The sequence below is a fragment of the Halomonas sp. GT genome (genome assembly GCF_002082565.1).
In the GTDB taxonomy this organism is placed as follows: domain Bacteria; phylum Pseudomonadota; class Gammaproteobacteria; order Pseudomonadales; family Halomonadaceae; genus Vreelandella.
This window is the reverse complement of record NZ_CP020562.1, coordinates 642,199-659,621: the sequence shown is the minus strand read 5'-3', so window position 1 is coordinate 659,621 and position 17,423 is coordinate 642,199. Positions and strand designations below refer to the sequence as shown.

At 53.1% G+C, this 17,423-nt stretch carries 17 protein-coding genes and 1 tRNA gene; 16 read left to right on the top strand and 2 right to left on the bottom strand.

Annotation, left to right across the window (positions count from 1 at the left end):
* Nucleotides 1-231: 231 nt before the first annotated feature.
* Nucleotides 232-318 (bottom strand) — tRNA-Leu (locus tag B6A39_RS03135).
* A gap of 113 nt (nt 319-431) precedes the next feature.
* Here B6A39_RS03135 and queA point away from each other — a divergent pair.
* The 5 genes from queA to secF all read left to right on the top strand — a co-directional run bounded on the left by queA (nt 432) and on the right by secF (nt 6,038).
* Nucleotides 432-1,463 carry a tRNA preQ1(34) S-adenosylmethionine ribosyltransferase-isomerase QueA gene (queA, locus tag B6A39_RS03130; protein ID WP_083001264.1) on the top strand — a complete coding sequence of 344 codons (1,032 nt, stop codon included), beginning with the start codon at nt 432-434 and terminating at the stop codon, nt 1,461-1,463.
* Nucleotides 1,464-1,527: 64 nt separating this feature from the next.
* Entirely contained in the window at nt 1,528-2,646 is a 1,119-nt protein-coding gene (tgt, locus tag B6A39_RS03125) for a tRNA guanosine(34) transglycosylase Tgt (protein WP_083001261.1), read from the top strand.
* A 71-nt stretch (nt 2,647-2,717) separates the two neighbouring features.
* Nucleotides 2,718-3,044, top strand: a complete 327-nt coding sequence (gene yajC, locus B6A39_RS03120) for a preprotein translocase subunit YajC (RefSeq protein WP_083001259.1) — start codon at nt 2,718-2,720, stop codon at nt 3,042-3,044.
* A gap of 135 nt (nt 3,045-3,179) precedes the next feature.
* Nucleotides 3,180-5,033, top strand: a complete 1,854-nt coding sequence (secD, locus tag B6A39_RS03115) for a protein translocase subunit SecD (protein WP_083001256.1) — start codon at nt 3,180-3,182, stop codon at nt 5,031-5,033.
* Nucleotides 5,034-5,111: 78 nt separating this feature from the next.
* A complete protein-coding gene (secF, locus tag B6A39_RS03110; RefSeq protein WP_083001253.1) occupies nt 5,112-6,038 on the top strand; it encodes a protein translocase subunit SecF in 927 nt (308 codons plus the stop codon).
* Between the two features lie 162 nt (nt 6,039-6,200).
* Here secF and B6A39_RS03105 read toward each other — a convergent pair whose 3' ends face one another.
* On the bottom strand, nt 6,201-6,995 hold the full coding sequence (locus B6A39_RS03105) for an inositol monophosphatase family protein (protein WP_038481476.1): 795 nt from the start codon (nt 6,993-6,995) through the stop codon (nt 6,201-6,203).
* A 142-nt stretch (nt 6,996-7,137) separates the two neighbouring features.
* On the opposite strand from B6A39_RS03105, the gene trmJ reads away from it, so the two are divergent.
* From trmJ to hisS, 11 genes are all read left to right on the top strand, one after another.
* Entirely contained in the window at nt 7,138-7,884 is a 747-nt protein-coding gene (gene trmJ, locus B6A39_RS03100) for a tRNA (cytosine(32)/uridine(32)-2'-O)-methyltransferase TrmJ (protein ID WP_083001250.1), read from the top strand.
* 170 nt (nt 7,885-8,054) lie between these two features.
* Entirely contained in the window at nt 8,055-9,008 is a 954-nt protein-coding gene (gene cysE, locus B6A39_RS03095) for a serine O-acetyltransferase (protein ID WP_083001248.1), read from the top strand.
* Nucleotides 9,009-9,084: 76 nt separating this feature from the next.
* Nucleotides 9,085-9,552 carry a Fe-S cluster assembly transcriptional regulator IscR gene (gene iscR / locus B6A39_RS03090; RefSeq protein ID WP_038481467.1) on the top strand — a complete coding sequence of 156 codons (468 nt, stop codon included), beginning with the start codon at nt 9,085-9,087 and terminating at the stop codon, nt 9,550-9,552.
* Between the two features lie 31 nt (nt 9,553-9,583).
* Entirely contained in the window at nt 9,584-10,750 is a 1,167-nt protein-coding gene (locus B6A39_RS03085; protein WP_083001235.1) for an aminotransferase class V-fold PLP-dependent enzyme, read from the top strand.
* Nucleotides 10,751-10,806: 56 nt separating this feature from the next.
* Entirely contained in the window at nt 10,807-11,133 is a 327-nt protein-coding gene (locus B6A39_RS03080) for a HesB/IscA family protein (RefSeq protein ID WP_038481461.1), read from the top strand.
* A gap of 165 nt (nt 11,134-11,298) precedes the next feature.
* The gene (gene ndk / locus B6A39_RS03075) at nt 11,299-11,724 is read left to right on the top strand and encodes a nucleoside-diphosphate kinase (protein ID WP_038481458.1); all 426 of its coding nucleotides are present in this window, start codon (nt 11,299-11,301) and stop codon (nt 11,722-11,724) included.
* An 85-nt stretch (nt 11,725-11,809) separates the two neighbouring features.
* Nucleotides 11,810-12,994 carry a 23S rRNA (adenine(2503)-C(2))-methyltransferase RlmN gene (rlmN, locus tag B6A39_RS03070; RefSeq protein WP_083001233.1) on the top strand — a complete coding sequence of 395 codons (1,185 nt, stop codon included), beginning with the start codon at nt 11,810-11,812 and terminating at the stop codon, nt 12,992-12,994.
* Between the two features lie 146 nt (nt 12,995-13,140).
* Nucleotides 13,141-13,875, top strand: coding sequence for a type IV pilus biogenesis/stability protein PilW (gene pilW, locus B6A39_RS03065; protein WP_083001231.1), 735 nt, complete (start codon nt 13,141-13,143; stop codon nt 13,873-13,875).
* Between the two features lie 39 nt (nt 13,876-13,914).
* Complete coding sequence (locus B6A39_RS03060; RefSeq protein WP_083001229.1) at nt 13,915-14,916, top strand: RodZ domain-containing protein; 1,002 nt, start codon at nt 13,915-13,917, stop codon at nt 14,914-14,916.
* An 8-nt stretch (nt 14,917-14,924) separates the two neighbouring features.
* Nucleotides 14,925-16,040 carry a flavodoxin-dependent (E)-4-hydroxy-3-methylbut-2-enyl-diphosphate synthase gene (ispG, locus tag B6A39_RS03055; RefSeq protein WP_030069523.1) on the top strand — a complete coding sequence of 372 codons (1,116 nt, stop codon included), beginning with the start codon at nt 14,925-14,927 and terminating at the stop codon, nt 16,038-16,040.
* Nucleotides 16,041-16,126: 86 nt separating this feature from the next.
* The gene (hisS, locus tag B6A39_RS03050; RefSeq protein WP_083001227.1) at nt 16,127-17,422 is read left to right on the top strand and encodes a histidine--tRNA ligase; all 1,296 of its coding nucleotides are present in this window, start codon (nt 16,127-16,129) and stop codon (nt 17,420-17,422) included.
* Nucleotide 17,423: the final 1 nt, after the last annotated feature.

Below are 17,423 nucleotides of genomic sequence, written 5' to 3'. Positions count from 1 at the left end.
TGTGCTTATCAGGCGCATTAGAAAAATAGGCCTAAGTATTCCACAAAGAAGTGTTAGCCAAACCCTGAAAAAGGCTGGTTATATAGCGGTAACAGAGCATTAGACGCATCGTCACCACTGAAACGCGGTAGCGAGCATTGCAATCAGCCGAAAAGCGCGGCCAGATGCGAAGAGATCATAAAAAGCAGGCACAAAAAAGGGCTTAGCGATAAATCGCTAAGCCCTTGAATTTGGTGCCGGTGGCCAGACTCGAACTGGCACACCCGTAAAGGCGGCGGATTTTGAATCCGCTGCGTCTACCAATTCCGCCACACCGGCAATGGCTGCGCATTATACGTAGATAACCTCACAGGTCAATCACATTGACTGACTTTATCTATCTAAAGCGCTATCCTATGCCGCCTGTTTGACCACTGATAAGAGCCATTTCCATGCAGCGCGCGGATTTTCATTTCGAGCTACCCGACGAGCTAATTGCTCGCTACCCTTCTGAGCAGCGCAGCGACTGCCGTTTGCTATGTGTGGATGGTCAAAGCGGCGCACTCGAGCATCGTCGATTTCCTGATTTACTTGAGCTACTCGAACCCGGCGACTTGCTGGTATTCAATGATACGCGTGTCATTCCAGCACGCTTGCACGGCCACAAAGCTAGCGGCGGTAAAGTAGAAATGCTGCTGGAGCGTCCGTTGGATAGCCACCGTGGTTTAGCGCATATCCGTTCGAGCAAATCGCCCAAGCCCGGCACCGAGCTGATCTTTGAAGGCGACATTCATGCGGTGGTTGAAGGCCGCCGCGATGCGCTGTTTGAGCTGCGCTTTTTAGGCGACACGCCAATGATTGCACTGCTTGAAAAGCACGGCCATATGCCATTGCCGCCCTATATCACCCGTGACGATGAGCTGAGTGACCGGGAACGCTATCAAACCGTTTATGCCCGCCGCGACGGCGCAGTAGCAGCACCCACCGCAGGGCTTCACTTTGACCAACCGTTGCTGGATGCCCTGGCAGAGAAAGGCATTAACAGTGCCTTTGTAACCTTGCACGTCGGCGCTGGCACCTTTCAGCCAGTGCGCGTCGACAACATCCTCGAACACCATATGCACAGCGAGTGGATTGAGGTTTCTGAGGCTGCCTGTCAACAAGTTCGCGACACTCAAGCCGCTGGAAAACGGGTCATTGCTGTCGGTACTACCAGCGTGCGTTGCTTAGAAAGTGCTTGCCTAAAAAGTAGCGACGGCCAGATCGCCCCCTACAGCGGCGACACCGATATTTTTATCTATCCTGGCTATGAATGGCGCTGTGTGGATGCCCTAATTACCAACTTCCACCTGCCCGAGTCGACCCTGCTGATGCTGGTCTCTGCGTTTGCAGGCTATGACCACATGATGCGGGCATACCACACGGCAGTTGACGAGCGCTATGCGTTCTTTAGTTATGGCGATGCCATGCTGCTGACCCGCTAGACACGATACGCCCAGCGCCTTAACCGATTATTGACGAGTTATTTAGATGCGAAACGAATGCTTTATGCGCTTTGAGCGCCTAGCCGACGATGGCCGTGCGCGCCGGGGGCGCTTGCACTTCCCCCGCGGTACCGTCGAAACCCCTGCCTTTATGCCGGTGGGTACCTACGGCACGGTGAAGGGCATGACACCTGACTCCGTGAAAGAGATTGGCGCAGAAATCATTCTCGGCAATACCTTCCACCTCTGGCTGCGCCCAGGTACCGACGTTATTGAAGCCCATGGCGACTTGCATGACTTTGCCCAATGGGACAAACCGATCCTGACCGACTCCGGCGGTTTTCAGGTTTTTTCCTTAGGTGAAATGCGCAAAATTACCGAGCAAGGCGTTCACTTCCGTTCGCCAGTCGATGGCAGCAAGGTATTTATGGGGCCGGAAGAATCCATGGCTGTGCAGCGTTCGTTGGGCTCTGACGTGGTGATGATCTTCGACGAGTGCACACCGTACCCAGCCACCTTTGAAGAAGCTGAAAAATCCATGGAGCTTTCACTTCGTTGGGCGAAACGCTCACGCGATGCTCATGGTGACTCGCCTTCAGCGCTGTTCGGTATTATTCAAGGCGGCATGCACCCTGAACTTCGCGAACGCTCACTAAAAGGGCTGCTCGACATTGGCTTTGATGGCTTAGCCATTGGCGGTCTGTCGGTAGGCGAACCCAAAGAAGAGATGATCAAGGTGCTTGATTATCTACCGACATGGATGCCGGACGACACCCCTCGCTACCTGATGGGCGTTGGCAAACCAGAAGACTTGGTAGAGGGCGTGCGCCGCGGCGTCGACATGTTCGATTGCGTGATGCCTACTCGTAATGCGCGCAACGGCCACCTGTTCACCTCCGGGGGTACGGTCAAGATCCGTAACGCCAAGCACCGCTTCGATACCCAACCGCTTGATGCCGAGTGTGACTGCTATACCTGCAAGAATTTCTCACGGGGTTATTTGCACCACCTGGATCGTTGTAACGAAATGCTGGGTTCCATGCTCAATACCATCCATAACTTACGCTACTACCAGCGGGTAATGGCTGATTTGCGCGCGGCAATCGAAGCGGGTACATTGACGACCTTTGTGGAAGGCTTTTATGCCCAGCGCGGCCTGCCAGTGCCTCCCCTAGCGAATTAATCGCCATCCGCCATTGGCGGGTGGTTTAATCGGTTCACCCATTGAGTTTTCTAACCCAGGAGTTCTCTGCAATGCTGGATTTCTTCATCTCACCAGCCCATGCCCAAGAAGCCGCTGCCGGCGGTGGCATCGCGCAAATTGTTATGCTGGTTGGTTTTGTGCTGATTTTTTACTTCCTGCTGTGGCGCCCCCAGGCAAAGCGCGCTAAGCAGCACAAACAGCTGGTGACTAGCTTGGCCAAAGGCGATGAAGTCGTCATCGGTGGCGGTCTTGTTGGTCGTGTTACCAAAGTTAATGATGAGTTCCTAACGCTGGAAGTTTCTGAAGGCACCGAAGTTAACGTGCAGAAAAATGCCGTTGCTGCCGTACTTCCTAAAGGCACTATTAAGTCCATCTAACGCCTGCATCTCCCCCCTGCCGATCCAGTGCCAGCCACCCCGGCAGGGGTGACATGGTAGCCACGATGGTGAACTTTGCTGTGCGCGGTTTGTCCGTGCACAGCAATTCCGTTTGTAATTGAAGGCAGGGCTTGCATGCTCAACCGTTACCCCCTGTGGAAGTATCTGCTGATACTGGTCGTCCTGGTGGTTGGCCTTATCTATTCGCTTCCCAATCTATTCCCCGCAGATCCCGCCATCCAGGTTAGTGATGCCCAGGGCGATTCGCTGGATGAACGGCAAATATCCCGCGTTGAAGAAGCGCTTATTAATAGCGACATCGGCATTAAAGCTATTGAAGAAACGAATGGCCAATGGCTAATTCGCCTGCAGAGCGATGATGACCAGCTAGACGCCCGTGATATTGCCTCTAATGTATTGGGTAGTGACGGTACTGTCGCACTCAACCTCGCTGACGCCACCCCTGGCTGGCTGCAAGCCTTTTCTGCATCTCCCATGACACTGGGCCTCGATTTACGTGGAGGCGTGCACTTCTTACTCGAAGTAGATATGGATGCCGCCCTTACCCAGCGTCTGGAAGTGAATGCCAGCGCCATGCGTGAACTGCTACGCGGTGAGCGCATTCGCTATCGCAACACCACCATCGACGAGCGCACACTTTCAATTGACTTTGGCAGCACGGAAGACCGCGATACTGCCAGACGCTTGATTAGTCGCGACTTTCCTAATTTTGAATATAGCAATGAAGGCGATGGCCGTGCCTCTAGCCTAGTCATGACGCTCAGCGATCAAACCGTTAGCGAAATTCAGGACTATGCGATCAATCAAAACTTAACCACACTACGTAACCGCGTTAACGAGCTGGGTGTGGCTGAGCCGATGGTTCAACGCCAAGGTCCTAGCCAAATCGTGGTTGAGCTGCCCGGCGTTCAAGATACCGTGGCTGCAAAGCGCATTGTGGGTGCAACGGCAAACTTAGAGTTTCGTCTGGAAGCACGCAACGATACGCCTGAAACAGAAACCGAGCGCCTAGAATTCCGTAACGACCCAGCACGCTCGGCAGAGCTGATGCGCGATGTCATTATTACCGGTGATAGCGTATCCAGTGCCAGCAATAGCTTTGATGAAAATGGTCGTCCACAGGTCAACATTAACTTGGACGGCACCGGCGGTACGCTAATGAACCGCGCCACGCGCACCAACATCGGTCGCAATATGGCGGTATTGTTCATTGAGCATAAAAGCGAAGACAGAGTAGAAATCGACCCCGAAACGGGCGAAGAAACGATTATTCGCGAGCCCTACGTCGAACGCGGCTTGATCAGCCTTGCTACCATCCAAAGTGCACTGGGCAACAGCTTCCGCATTACCGGCTTAGACTCACCGACTGAAGCTGCTGAGCTTGCCCTTCTGCTCCGCTCTGGTTCACTAGCCGCCCCTATCTACTTTGTCCAGGAACGTACTATTGGGCCAAGCCTGGGTGCCGAGAACATTGAACGTGGCCTGCTATCGGTACAAATCGGCTTGTTGCTGGTCGTTCTGTTTATGTTGGTACGCTATAAAGTCTTTGGTGTATTTGCCAACATCGCCCTGGCACTGAACTTAACGCTGCTCGTTGCTGTTATGTCGATGCTAGGAGCCACCTTAACGCTACCAGGCATTGCCGGGATTGTGCTTACGCTAGGCATGGCAGTTGATGCCAACGTGCTGATATTCGAGCGCATACGCGAAGAATTACGCAACGGTTTGTCGATTCAGCAAGCAATCCATGCGGGCTACGAGCGCGCCTTCACCTCTATCGTGGATGCCAACATCACCACGCTGCTAGTAGCGGTGATTCTGTTCTCGATTGGTACCGGCCCGGTGAAAGGGTTTGCCGTTACGCTCTCCATTGGCATTTTGACATCCATGTTCACGGCACTGCTGGTAACGCGCGCCATGGTCAACCTGACCTATGGCAGCAAACCCGTCAAAAAGCTGTGGATTTAAACGCATGGATCTAAATGGCATAGATTTGAAAAGCATGGATCTGAACCACGTGCTTAGCCCAGAATTTAAGAGGTGGTAATGAAACCCCTATCACAACTGCAAATCGACTTTATGGGGCGGCGCAACCTTGCGTTTGTCGTCTCGGCCGTGCTGCTAATTATTTCAATTGGCGCGATTATTTTTCAGCAGCTAAATCTCGGACTGGACTTCACCGGCGGCACCCTGGTGGAAGTGCGCTACGGTGCAGTCCCTTCCTTAGACGCGATTCGCCAATTGCTAGAAGACAGTGGTTTCCAAGATGTGTCGGTGCAAACGTTTGGGGCATCAACGGAAATACTTATCCGCATTCAGCAAGCGTTCGATGCAGATGTCGGTAACGACGTTGTCAGTCTGCTACGTGCTAATGGCGATAGCGTTAATCTTGTACGGGCCGAATTTGTAGGTGCGCAGGTAGGCGACCAACTTCGCGACCAGAGCGGCTTAGGCCTTCTAGTGGCATTGGGCGTGGTGATGCTTTACGTTGCCTTTCGCTTTCAATACAAGTTTGCTCTTGGTGCCCTACTCGCCTTGCTTCACGATGTCATCATCGTTGTTGGCATCTTCGCGTTGTTCAAGCTTGAGTTCGATCTAACGGTATTGGCAGCGATTTTGGCCGTTATCGGCTACTCGCTAAACGATACGATTGTTGTTTATGACCGTATCCGCGAGACCATCCGCACATCTCGCATTGATGATATGCCGCAAATCTTCAACGAAGCGATCAATGCGACACTGTCCCGTACGCTCGCCACTTCTGGTACTACGGTGCTGGTGTTGCTGGCGCTGCTGCTATTAGGCGGCGACATGATCGAACACTTCGCTATTGCACTGTTAATTGGCATCGTGGTGGGTACGTTCTCATCAATTTATATCTCAGGTGCGTTACTGATTCCGCTTAAGCTTTCACGGGAAGACCTAATCCCCACCAAGAAAGAGACGGATGAAGAGGAAGAAGAGCTGCCTTAAACAGCCGCTCTATCGTGCCGACACGCAAAAAAAGCCCCGCTGGCGAAAAACCAGCGGGGCTTTTTAATTACATCACTTATTCACTACATCGCTTTTTAATGCTTAACATCGCTTTTTAATGCTTAACATCGCTTTTTAATGCTTAACATCGCTTTTTAATGCTTAAAAATGCGGTGCCAATTGTTTAATCAAGGCTTTGTATAGACGCGGGCCAGCGGCCATCAGTTGACCCTCAGCATTCACCGTCGGCTTGCCGTCAGGCGTACCCATCAACGCACCGGCTTCTTTCAGCAATAGCGTTCCCACCTGCATATCCTGCTCTTCAAGACCCAGGACAAAAACACTGTCCACACGACCACAAGCGAGCTCGCAAATATCCAGCAAACCGCTACCAGATGCCAACATGGCTTCTACTTGGGGCGCTAACTGTTGAGTAATGGTCAGATAGGCTGGCAAATGGCTGGGGCGCAACCAGGTTTCTGGCAGGCTCATCGCTATCCGCGTACCACTAATGGCGGTAGGCTTACTAACACGCATGCGTTTATCGTTGTGCTGAGCACCGCGGCCACGGCTGGCGATGTACTCATCGTCAGAAAACGGACAGATAATTACTGCATGTTCGGGGCGATCTTTCACAAGACACACCACTGAGAGAGCAAAGCCCTTACCTGCCACTGCTAAATTGGAATAGCCGTGCATTGGTTCAATTTTCCAGACGATATCAGCGCCTTCGCCTTCACCCGCTTTATGGGGCGTATAGCGGCCACTGAAGCCGTGCAGGGGGTACCCACGCTGCAGCTGCTGAACAATAGTGGCCTCGGCTTTGCGAGCGGTGTCTTCTAGCAAACGGTCGAGGTTAAATTCATCGTGAGCATTTTCAATGCGTTCACGGACACGTAAAAAGTGTTCAACAGCGCCACGCGCAGCGCGCAGCGTAAATTGGACCATAGGATTCATGATCGGGCCTTGTCACAGTGATGTTAAAGAACGGAGGCAGTGGCAGGACTGCTTTGGTGCGCAATTCTAACAGAGCCCCCTCGGGCATGCTATCGACTCATGCTAAACTGCGCGTTTTCCGCACTTGATTACCGAGCCCATTATGCTTGAGCGCATCCGTATTGTTCTTATTGGCACTAGCCATCCTGGTAATATTGGCGGCGTCGCCCGCGCCATGCACAACATGGGCTTAGCCGATTTGGCCCTGGTGGCGCCGCGCTGCGAGGTGATTACCCAAGACAGCATTTCCCGTGCTTCGGGAGCCGACCACCTTCTTCATCAGGCAAACGTTCACACCTCTCTTGAAGACGCCGTAGCTGATTGCACGCTTGCCGTGGGCGCTAGCGCTCGTTCGCGCACGCTGCCCTGGCCAATGATTTCCCCACGCGAGCTGGCCGAGCGCTTGCCCAGCGAATGCCAGCCCGACAATGCACGTGTCGCGCTGGTGTTTGGCCGCGAGGACAGCGGCTTAACCAATGCCGAGCTGCAGCGCTGCCATGCCCACGTGCATATTCCCACCAATGCAGATTTCAGCTCGCTAAACCTGGCCGCCGCCGTTCAGGTAATTGCCTATGAGTGCCGTATGGCATGGCTAAGCCAACAGGATACCGCTAGCACCGCTGAAGAGCAGAATGATGCGCTGGCTACCCATGCCGAACTAGAGCGCTACTTTGAGCACTTGGAGCGCACGCTGATTGCCATTGAATTTCATGACCCCGCACAGCCGCGCCAACTGATGGCGAGATTGCGTCGCCTATACCTACGTGCTCGTCCTGAAAAAATGGAGATGAATATTCTACGTGGCATTCTTTCGGCAACCGAAAAAGCGACAGACAAACATCATCCATAGCGCTGAGCACTGCTGCGGCTTGGGCAACCGAAACTTGAAGTCGTATCGGTGCGCCCCAACATCGTTTTTTTGAGCGCTGAATTGCACTAACTATTATTCCAAGAACCATATTCCAAGAACCGTATTCCAAGAACTTATGATTGCCGCCCTTTAACGCCCAAGGATCACCCATGTTTCAACGCTTGCGTGAAGACATTAATAGCGTATTCGACCGCGACCCAGCGGCACGTAACTCTCTTGAGGTGCTGACCAACTATCCCGGCCTGCACGCCCTGCTGCTTCACCGCTGCAGCCACTGGCTATGGAAGAAAAATTTTAAATGGTTGGCGCGAACGCTATCGACGTTTTCCCGCTGGCTGACCGGCATTGAGATTCACCCAGGCGCCACTATTGGCCGTCGTTTCTTTATTGATCACGGCATGGGCGTGGTGATTGGTGAAACAGCGTTAGTCGGCGATAACGTGACCCTTTATCAAGGCGTTACCTTAGGTGGCACCAGCTGGAATAAGGGTAAGCGTCACCCTACGTTAGAAGATGGCGTCATTGTTGGCGCTGGCGCTAAGATCCTTGGCCCGTTCACCGTAGGCGCGGGGGCTAAAATTGGCTCTAATGCCGTGGTCACCAAAGAAGTGCCATCCGGCGCTACCGTGGTAGGCATTCCTGGCAAAATTGTTAAACGCGCCGACCCCGATGTGGAGGAAGCGTTAGATGTTGACCCAGCTCGCCGCGAAGCGATTTGCCAAAAATTTGGCTTCGATGCTTATGGTGTCAGCCAGGATATGCCCGACCCTGTGGCCCGTTCAATGCAGGCGATGCTTGACCACATGCACGCCGTGGATGAGCGCATTGAGCGTATGTGTTCGACACTGCGTCAATTAGATGCCAACTATCGCGACGGTCAACTCCCTGCTCTGCGAGATGAAGATTTCGCCGACATTCTTGATGAAAATGATACAGGCTGCCCAGGGGTTGGCAAATACAGTTCCGAGCCAAAAGCCAACGCCGAGGCGACCGAGACAGTAGTCGCCAGTACGCAGCAAACCGTTCCTGATTCAACGGCTAACTCGCCATCTGATTCAGCGACTGACTCAACCGCTGACTCAACGACATCTCGCAATAGTTGACCAAAGCACTCAGGATTTCCATAATGGCGTTACATTTGCCGTAAGTGCGCTGAGGTTCAGCGTCGAGGTGCCTGTCATGCGCTTGACCACTAAAGGCCGTTACGCCGTTACCGCCATGCTCGATTTGGCGATTAACACCCCCCAAGGCCCGACCAGCTTGGGGGATATTTCTCAGCGTCAGGAAATTTCGCTCTCTTATCTTGAGCAACTATTTGCACGCCTGCGCCGAGCGGGTCTAGTTAGCAGCGTGCGCGGACCTGGTGGCGGCTATTTGCTGGCTAAACCAGCCGAAGACATCAGTGTTTCCCAAGTGATTGATGCTGTTAATGAGACCGTGGATGCAACACGCTGCCAAGGGCTTTCAGACTGCCAGCAAGGCGACACCTGCTTAACCCATCACCTGTGGTGTGATCTATCAGGGCAGATTCGTAATTTCCTTGATGACACCAGCCTTGCACAACTGATGCAGCGCCCCGATGTTATACGCATTGCCTCTCGGCAAAAGCAGCGCGTAGAAGCTGGCATTCTCGCCTCATCCCCTTAACGGCTTTCACTGCACGTTGGACTCTATGACGATGACCTCCTCCCCTTCGCTGCCGATTTATTTGGACTATGCCGCGACCACGCCGGTCGACACCCGTGTGGCTGACGTTATGCAGCGCTACTTAACCGTTGACCAGCTGTTCGCCAACCCTGCCTCGCGCAGTCATATGCTCGGCTGGCAGGCGGAACAGGTGGTGGAGCAGGCCCGCCGTCAAGTCGCCGATACCATTAGCGCAGACCCACGAGAAGTGGTTTGGACCAGCGGTGCCACGGAGGCCAACAATTTAGCGCTGATCGGCTACATGCGCGCCAATCGTGAGCGCGGCATGCATCTGGTAACGTCCACCATTGAGCATAAAGCGGTTGTGGATACTGCCAATGCCCTTGAAAGCGAAGGTTTTGAAGTGACGTGGCTAACCCCTGGGCGAGACGGGCGTACCACTCCAGAACAGCTGCGTGCCGCCATGCGAGACGACACGGCACTCGTGTCATTAATGGCGGTCAATAACGAATTGGGTAGCATTAATGATATTTCCGCGCTGGCAGAAGTTGCCCATGAATTCGGGGCTGTTTTTCACACCGATGCAGCCCAAGCTGTAGGACGTATTCCGTTAGATGTAGTGGCTCAACAAATTGATCTAATGTCGCTGTCTGGACATAAAGTTTATGGCCCCAAAGGCGTTGGTGCACTTTACGTCAAACGCCATCCAGATATACGTGTGGAAGCACTTATTCATGGTGGCGGCCACGAGCGAGGCATGCGCTCTGGCACACTTCCGACCCATCAAATTGCCGGCATGGGTGAAGCGTTTGCGCTAATGCAACACCATCACCAGGAAGATCAAGCCCATATCGCCCAGCTACACGCGCGCTTCCTAAAAGGGCTAGAAGATGTTGATGGTGTCTTCGCCAACTCTCCGCCGGAAAATGCCGTTCCCAATATTTTAAACCTGGCATTTAAAGGGGTAGACGGTGAATCTCTATTGATGGCGCTGCGCGATGTTGCTGTGTCAACCGGGTCTGCTTGTAACTCTGCTAGCGTCGACCCTTCCTACGTTTTATTGGGAATCGGCACACCGCGCGCCCTTGCACTCTCATCGCTACGTTTTAGTTTTGGGCGTTTCACCACTGACGCCGACATTGATCATGCGCTGACACTACTGCGCCACGCATTGAGCGGACTACGCTCAACGCGTTAAACGGCTGATGCCACACCTGGCAATCAACCTACCGACTTCTTGAAGGAGGACGCCCGATGGCAACTCTCAACATTACCCCCGCTGCTGCTCAGCAAATTCGTCACGTTCTCGATGAGCGTGGCCAGGGGCTTGGGCTGCGCGTTTCTGTAAAACCTAGCGGCTGCTCAGGCTATAGCTACGTACTCGACTTTGCCGATGACGTCAGCGATGACGAAATTCGCTTTGAAGAGCACGGCGCCAGCGTGTATATCGCGCCAGACGCGCTAGAAATACTCAACGGCAGTGAAGTGGACTACGTAAGCGAAGGGCTGAATCGCTTTTTCCGTTTCAACAATCCCAACGTCAAAGATGAGTGTGGCTGTGGCGAAAGCTTCACGGTCTAAGCGTTTAGCGCTGCATCACCGGTATTCATCACCCCCTTGAGGCGCTATAATCGCGGCCACTCGGCAATCGGTAATGCACAACAGCCCTGCCGACTCTTTTTTCCTGCGCCGCCTCGGCTTTCCGGGGCGGCACTTCTGCTTTATGCCTCTTAAGGAGATTCCACCATGGCAATTGAACGTACTCTTTCTATTATCAAGCCTGATGCCGTTGCTAAAAATGCGATTGGCGACATCATTTCTCGCTTTGAAAAAGCAGGCTTGAAAGTTGTTGCTGCGAAGATGGTTCATCTTTCTGAAGAAAAAGCAGGCGGTTTCTACGCCGAACATAAAGAGCGTCCTTTCTTTAAAGACCTGGTTGGCTTCATGACCTCTGGCCCGGTTGTTGTTCAGGTACTAGAAGGCGAAGGCGCTATTGCTAAAAACCGCGACCTGATGGGTGCTACTAACCCGAAAGAAGCGGCACCCGGCACTATCCGCGCTGACTTTGCGGAAACAATCGACGCAAACGCTGTCCATGGTTCTGATTCTCCGGAAAGCGCTGAGCGCGAAATTAGCTACTTCTTCGGTAACGACGAAATTTGCCCGCGCTAAATCAAGCGTGCCGCCGATTCAACATCCGTTGCCGGCCATTTTCGCGGGGGCTATGCCCCCGCCTTTTCTCTGAACGCTGACCGCCATGACCACTACTGTAGCTCAACATACGCCTACCTCTCTCTCCTCGACCGAAAGCGAACCTGCCGCCACTAACGCGCCAGAGCGCCAGAACCTGCTGGGCATGTCTCGCGAGCAGATGGAGGACTTCTTTTTGTCGATTGGCGAAAAGAAGTTTCGCGCTGCCCAGCTAATGAAGTGGATTCACCAGGAAGGTAGTGATGATTTTGCTACCATGACGAATCTATCCAAACCGCTGCGAGAAAAACTAGCTCGGCTGGCTGAGATTCGTGGCCCAGGCGTCGTCTATGAAGGTACTTCCAGCGACGGCACACGCAAGTGGGTCCTGGAAGTAGAAGATGGCAGTTATGTGGAAACGGTGCTGATTCCTGCGGAAAATGGCAAGCGCCGGACGCTATGCGTCTCTTCCCAGGTAGGCTGCTCGTTAGACTGCAGTTTTTGCTCAACGGGCAAACAAGGCTTTCAGCGCAACCTGACCGCCGCCGAAATTATCGGCCAAGTGTGGGTCGCCCAACGCAGCGTAGGCCCTCGCCGCGATACCGCCAACCGCCCGGTGACTAACGTAGTCATGATGGGCATGGGTGAGCCGCTGCTCAACTTCGATAACGTCGTTCCAGCAATGAAGCTGATGCTCGACGACAACGGCTACGGACTTTCCAAACGCCGCGTCACGCTTTCCACATCAGGCGTTGTGCCGATGATAGATAAGCTTGGCGATGAGATCGACGTGAGCTTAGCCATTTCGTTGCACGCCTCTACCGATGAGCTACGCAACGAGCTAGTACCGATTAACCGTAAATACAATATTCGTGCGCTTCTGGATGCTTGTCATCGTTACCTATCCAAATGCCCGGATAATCGTCAGGTGACTATCGAATATACGCTCATTAGAGATGTGAATGATCAGCAGGAACATGCCGAACAACTGGCGGCGCTGTTAAAAGAGCTGCCCTGCAAAATCAACCTAATACCGTTCAACCCGTTCCCTAATTCAGGCTACGAAAAGCCCTCACGCAACCAAGTGATGCGCTTTCAGCAATGGCTATACGACCTGGGCTATAACGCCACCGTACGCATCACGCGGGGCGATGATATCGATGCTGCTTGTGGCCAACTGGTAGGAAAGGTGAAAGATCGCACTAAGCGAAGTGCGCGCTATATTCAGTCTGTTCAGCTTGATGCGGACTAAACCGCCGTTATCTTGACTTCCGTCGAGTGCGGCGCTTTGATGGACACGTTCAAAACCGCCAGAAGCGCCAAGTTTATCGAATAACGACGCGACTGATGGTCACTGACATATGGTTCTTTGAAGACGGTTACTACAAGAGGGTGTACATGATCGGTCACCGCTGGCGACGTTACCCATCCCGGGTTCACATGCTGTGCGTGCTAATAAGCAGCATGTTGTTAGCTGGCTGTGCCACTTCAGGTAGCACGTCTTCTCAGGCTGACGATGGCGCTGCAGACGCTTATACCCAACTGGGGGTTGCTTACCTAGAACGCAACAATCTAGCCCGCGCGCTCAGCGCGCTTGATCGTGCGCTTGAAATTAATCCACGCAATGCCGAGGCACTTCAGGCGCTTGCGCTGGTCTATCAACAGCAGCGTGAAGATGAGCTCGCAAATCGCTATTTCCAGCAAGCGATTAAATCAGCACCTTCTTTGACACGTGCGCGTAATAATTACGCGGCGTTTTTATATCAGCAGGGGCAGTTCAACGCCGCCTGCGAACAGTTAGAAATAGCATCTCGCGATGCCCAATATGCTAATCGTGCCCAGCTATTTACTAACCTAGGGCAGTGCTATTTGGCAGCCGATAACATTGAGGAAGCACGCAAACGCCTGTTGCGCGCTGTGAGCATTGATCCACGTAGCCCGCGTGGATATTTATTATTAGCCGAACTTGAAGTTTCACAGGGCAATGACGGTCAAGCCTGGGAGCCGCTGCAGCGCTATTTGCAGCTGGCCGGGCAAGATCCAGTCGCGTTGGAAATGGCGATCGATATCGCCCACGCCCGTGGTGATCACGCTACGGCTGCGAACTACCAACGCTTATTGAATATTGACTAACGGTGCCCTGACCACCTAATTATTGAAGGATGCTCAGCTATGAGCGATACACAATCACACGATAATGTTACGACCTCTAGCCCAACGGCCACACCCGGCGAGCTTCTCTCACGCCAACGCGAAGCACTCGGCGTACCGCTTACCGATGCCGCACGGGCTCTGAATTTACGCCCAGCAGTTGTTAACGGATTAGAGCAGGACAACTATGAAGAAATTCCTGTTGCCGCTTATCGCCGGGGCTATTTACGTGCTTACGCAAAATACCTAGGCATGGATGATCGTCTAGTACTTGAGGCCTACCAAGCTAACCATGGGAATACAGAGACAGATCGTCGGGTGACCCCAGTTTCAGTCACCCGGCCACCATCTCGTATTGGCGCATGGTTATTTAAGCTAGTCACCCTGCTAGTGATTGTGGCCTTGATTGCCGTCACGGTGATGTGGTGGCAAAGCCGTGGCGGCAGCGAACCCCCTAGCATGGGAAGCACTCCTTCTATGGAAGATGAGGGCGGCTCTGCTGGTACGCCAGATGACAATGTAACACCTGAGCAAACGCCGGTTGCTACACCTCAGCCTCCTAGCAGCGCACCAGCACAACAAACCAACACCACCAGTGGAATTGATGAGGGAGCGGCTAACGCCGCGACGGCTGCCATTGAGTCTGCATCAGAGTCGTCTACGTCTTCCGAAGTAGCGGAGGACAACGAGTTGGCCTCGGCAGATACTGCTGAACAAGCGGACGCGGACGCTGCTACTGACAGTGAAGACAACACAGCCGAAACAGCGCCAGCAACAAACCCTAACCTGCTTGAACTGACGTTTAACGAGCAGTCATGGACTGAGATTTTTGATGCCAATAACCAGCGAGTGTTCGTTGGCCTGCAAACGCCTGGTACCACAGCAAGTGTTGAGGGCGAACCGCCTTTTCGTTTAACTATCGGCAATGCCACCGGTGTAGAACTGCGCTACGAAGACGAGGACGTTAACCTTGTCCAGCGCGCCGGTGCTAATAATGTTGCCCGCTTTACCTTGGGAGAGTGACCCGTCTTATGCACGCCCCTTCTCCGATCAAACGCCGTTTTTCTCGTCAAATTCACGTTGGCAACGTTGCTGTCGGTGGTGATGCACCTATTGCCGTTCAGAGCATGACCAACACAAATACGCTGGACGTCGATGCCACCGTGGCACAAATTCAGCAGTTGGAAAAAGCGGGAGCCGATATTGTCCGCGTCTCAGTACCCGACATGGACGCCGCTGAAAGCTTTGGCAAAATCAAGCAGCGTGTCGATGTCCCGCTGGTGGCAGACATTCATTTTGATTATAAAATTGCCCTGCGTGTCGCTGAACTAGGTGTGGACTGCTTGCGTATTAATCCAGGTAATATTGGCCGCGAAGATCGCGTACGTGCGGTTGTTAATGCTGCCCGCGATAACGGCATACCGATTCGTATTGGCGTTAATGCTGGGTCGCTGGAAAAAGACCTACAGAAAAAGTATGGCGAGCCTACGCCCGCAGCGTTAGTAGAGTCGGCCATGCGCCATATCGATTATCTTGATCGTCTCGACTTCCAGGAATTTAAAGTCAGCGTAAAGGCCTCAGATGTATTTATGGCAGTAGCAGCGTACCGCGACCTAGCTACTCGTATTGAGCAGCCACTCCATCTAGGTATTACGGAAGCAGGCGGTCTGCGCTCGGGTACGGTGAAGTCATCGATTGGCCTTGGCATGCTGCTAATGGATGGCATTGGCGACACGATTCGCGTATCGCTCGCCGCCGATCCGGTAGAAGAAATTAAAGTTGGCTTTGACATGCTTAAAAGCCTGAGGCTGCGAGCCAAAGGTATTAATTTTATTGCCTGCCCCAGTTGCTCACGGCAGAATTTTGATGTTATCAGCACCATGAATCAGCTAGAAGAGCGGCTTGAAGACGTCATGACTCCTCTGGACGTATCGGTGATTGGTTGCGTCGTTAATGGCCCAGGCGAAGCGAAAGAAACGGATATCGGCCTAACCGGCGGCTCCCCTGCCAACTTGGTTTATATCGATGGCAAACCTGCTAGCAAACTACGTAATGACCACCTAGTGGATGACCTTGAAAAGCTGATCCGCGAGAAAGTACGCCAAAAACAGCAGCAAGAAGACGACATGATTGCTCGCAGCGTTTAAAAAAGCCGAGCAAGCGACACCCAACCTGGAGGCGGGCATAACTTTTTTTCCCGCCCCAGCGTTGTCTCCCATACAAGGAGTTTTCATTGAGCAAGTCCGCCGTAAAAAAAATTCAAGCTATACGTGGTATGAATGATTTATTGCCCAGCGAAAGTCCCCGCTGGCAATTTTTTGAAGCCAAGGTGCGTCAGCTCATGCATCGCTATGGCTTTGATGAAATCCGTACGCCCATTGTTGAACAAACGGCGCTATTTGCTCGCTCTATTGGTGAAGTCACCGATATTGTCGAAAAAGAGATGTACACGTTCGATGACCGCAACGGCGACAGCCTAACGCTGCGGCCAGAAGGTACCGCCAGCTGCGTACGGGCAGCGATGGAACATGGCTTGCTGCATAACCAAACGCAACGGCTGTGGTATCAAGGCCCCATGTTCCGCCACGAGCGTCCGCAAAAAGGCCGCTATCGTCAATTTCATCAGGTAGGCGTTGAAACATACGGCTTTGACGGTCCGGATATCGATGCCGAAGTCATTCTCCTTTCAGCACGCCTATGGCAAGAGCTGGGCTTACTGGAACACGTGACGCTAGAGCTTAACTCCCTGGGCTCCACAGAGGCGCGCGCGGCCTATCGCGATAAGCTCGTCGCTTACTTTGAACAGCATCACGATGTTCTTGATGACGACTCAAAGCGTCGCCTCACAAGCAACCCACTGCGCATTTTGGATTCCAAGAATCCAGCGATGGCAGAAATGCTGAACGGTGCGCCGCAGTTGATGGATCATTTGGATGATGAGTCGCGGACACATTTTGAACAACTCAAAGCAATGCTGGATGCAGCAGGCATTGACTACATTGTTAACCCACGCTTGGTACGCGGTCTTGATTACTACTGCCGTACGGTATTTGAGTGGACGACCACGGCCCTAGGCAGCCAAGGCACGGTATGTGCAGGCGGCCGCTACGACGGATTAGTTGAGCAACTAGGCGGAAAGCCCACGCCAGCCGTTGGTTTCGCCATGGGTATCGAGCGCTTAATATTGCTGTTGGAAACATTAGACCTGGTGCCAGAAGAAGCGCTAGGTGGCTGCGATGTTTATCTGCTACCGATGGATGACAACGCGACCATTGCCGCTCTCACACTGGCTGAAAAGCTTCGTAGTGAGCTACCCACCCTTAGGCTGCAGCTGCACTGTGGTGGCGGCAGTTTTAAAAGCCGTATGAAAAAAGCAGACAAAAGCAACGCGCCTGTTGCAGTTTTATTGGGCGAAGACGAGCTGGCAGAGCAAGCCGTAACGCTCAAGTTCCTGCGTGATGATCGCGAACAGTTGCGCGTATCTCAGGCTGAGCTCACCGCGACACTGAAAAACTTAGTGTCCCACTAAC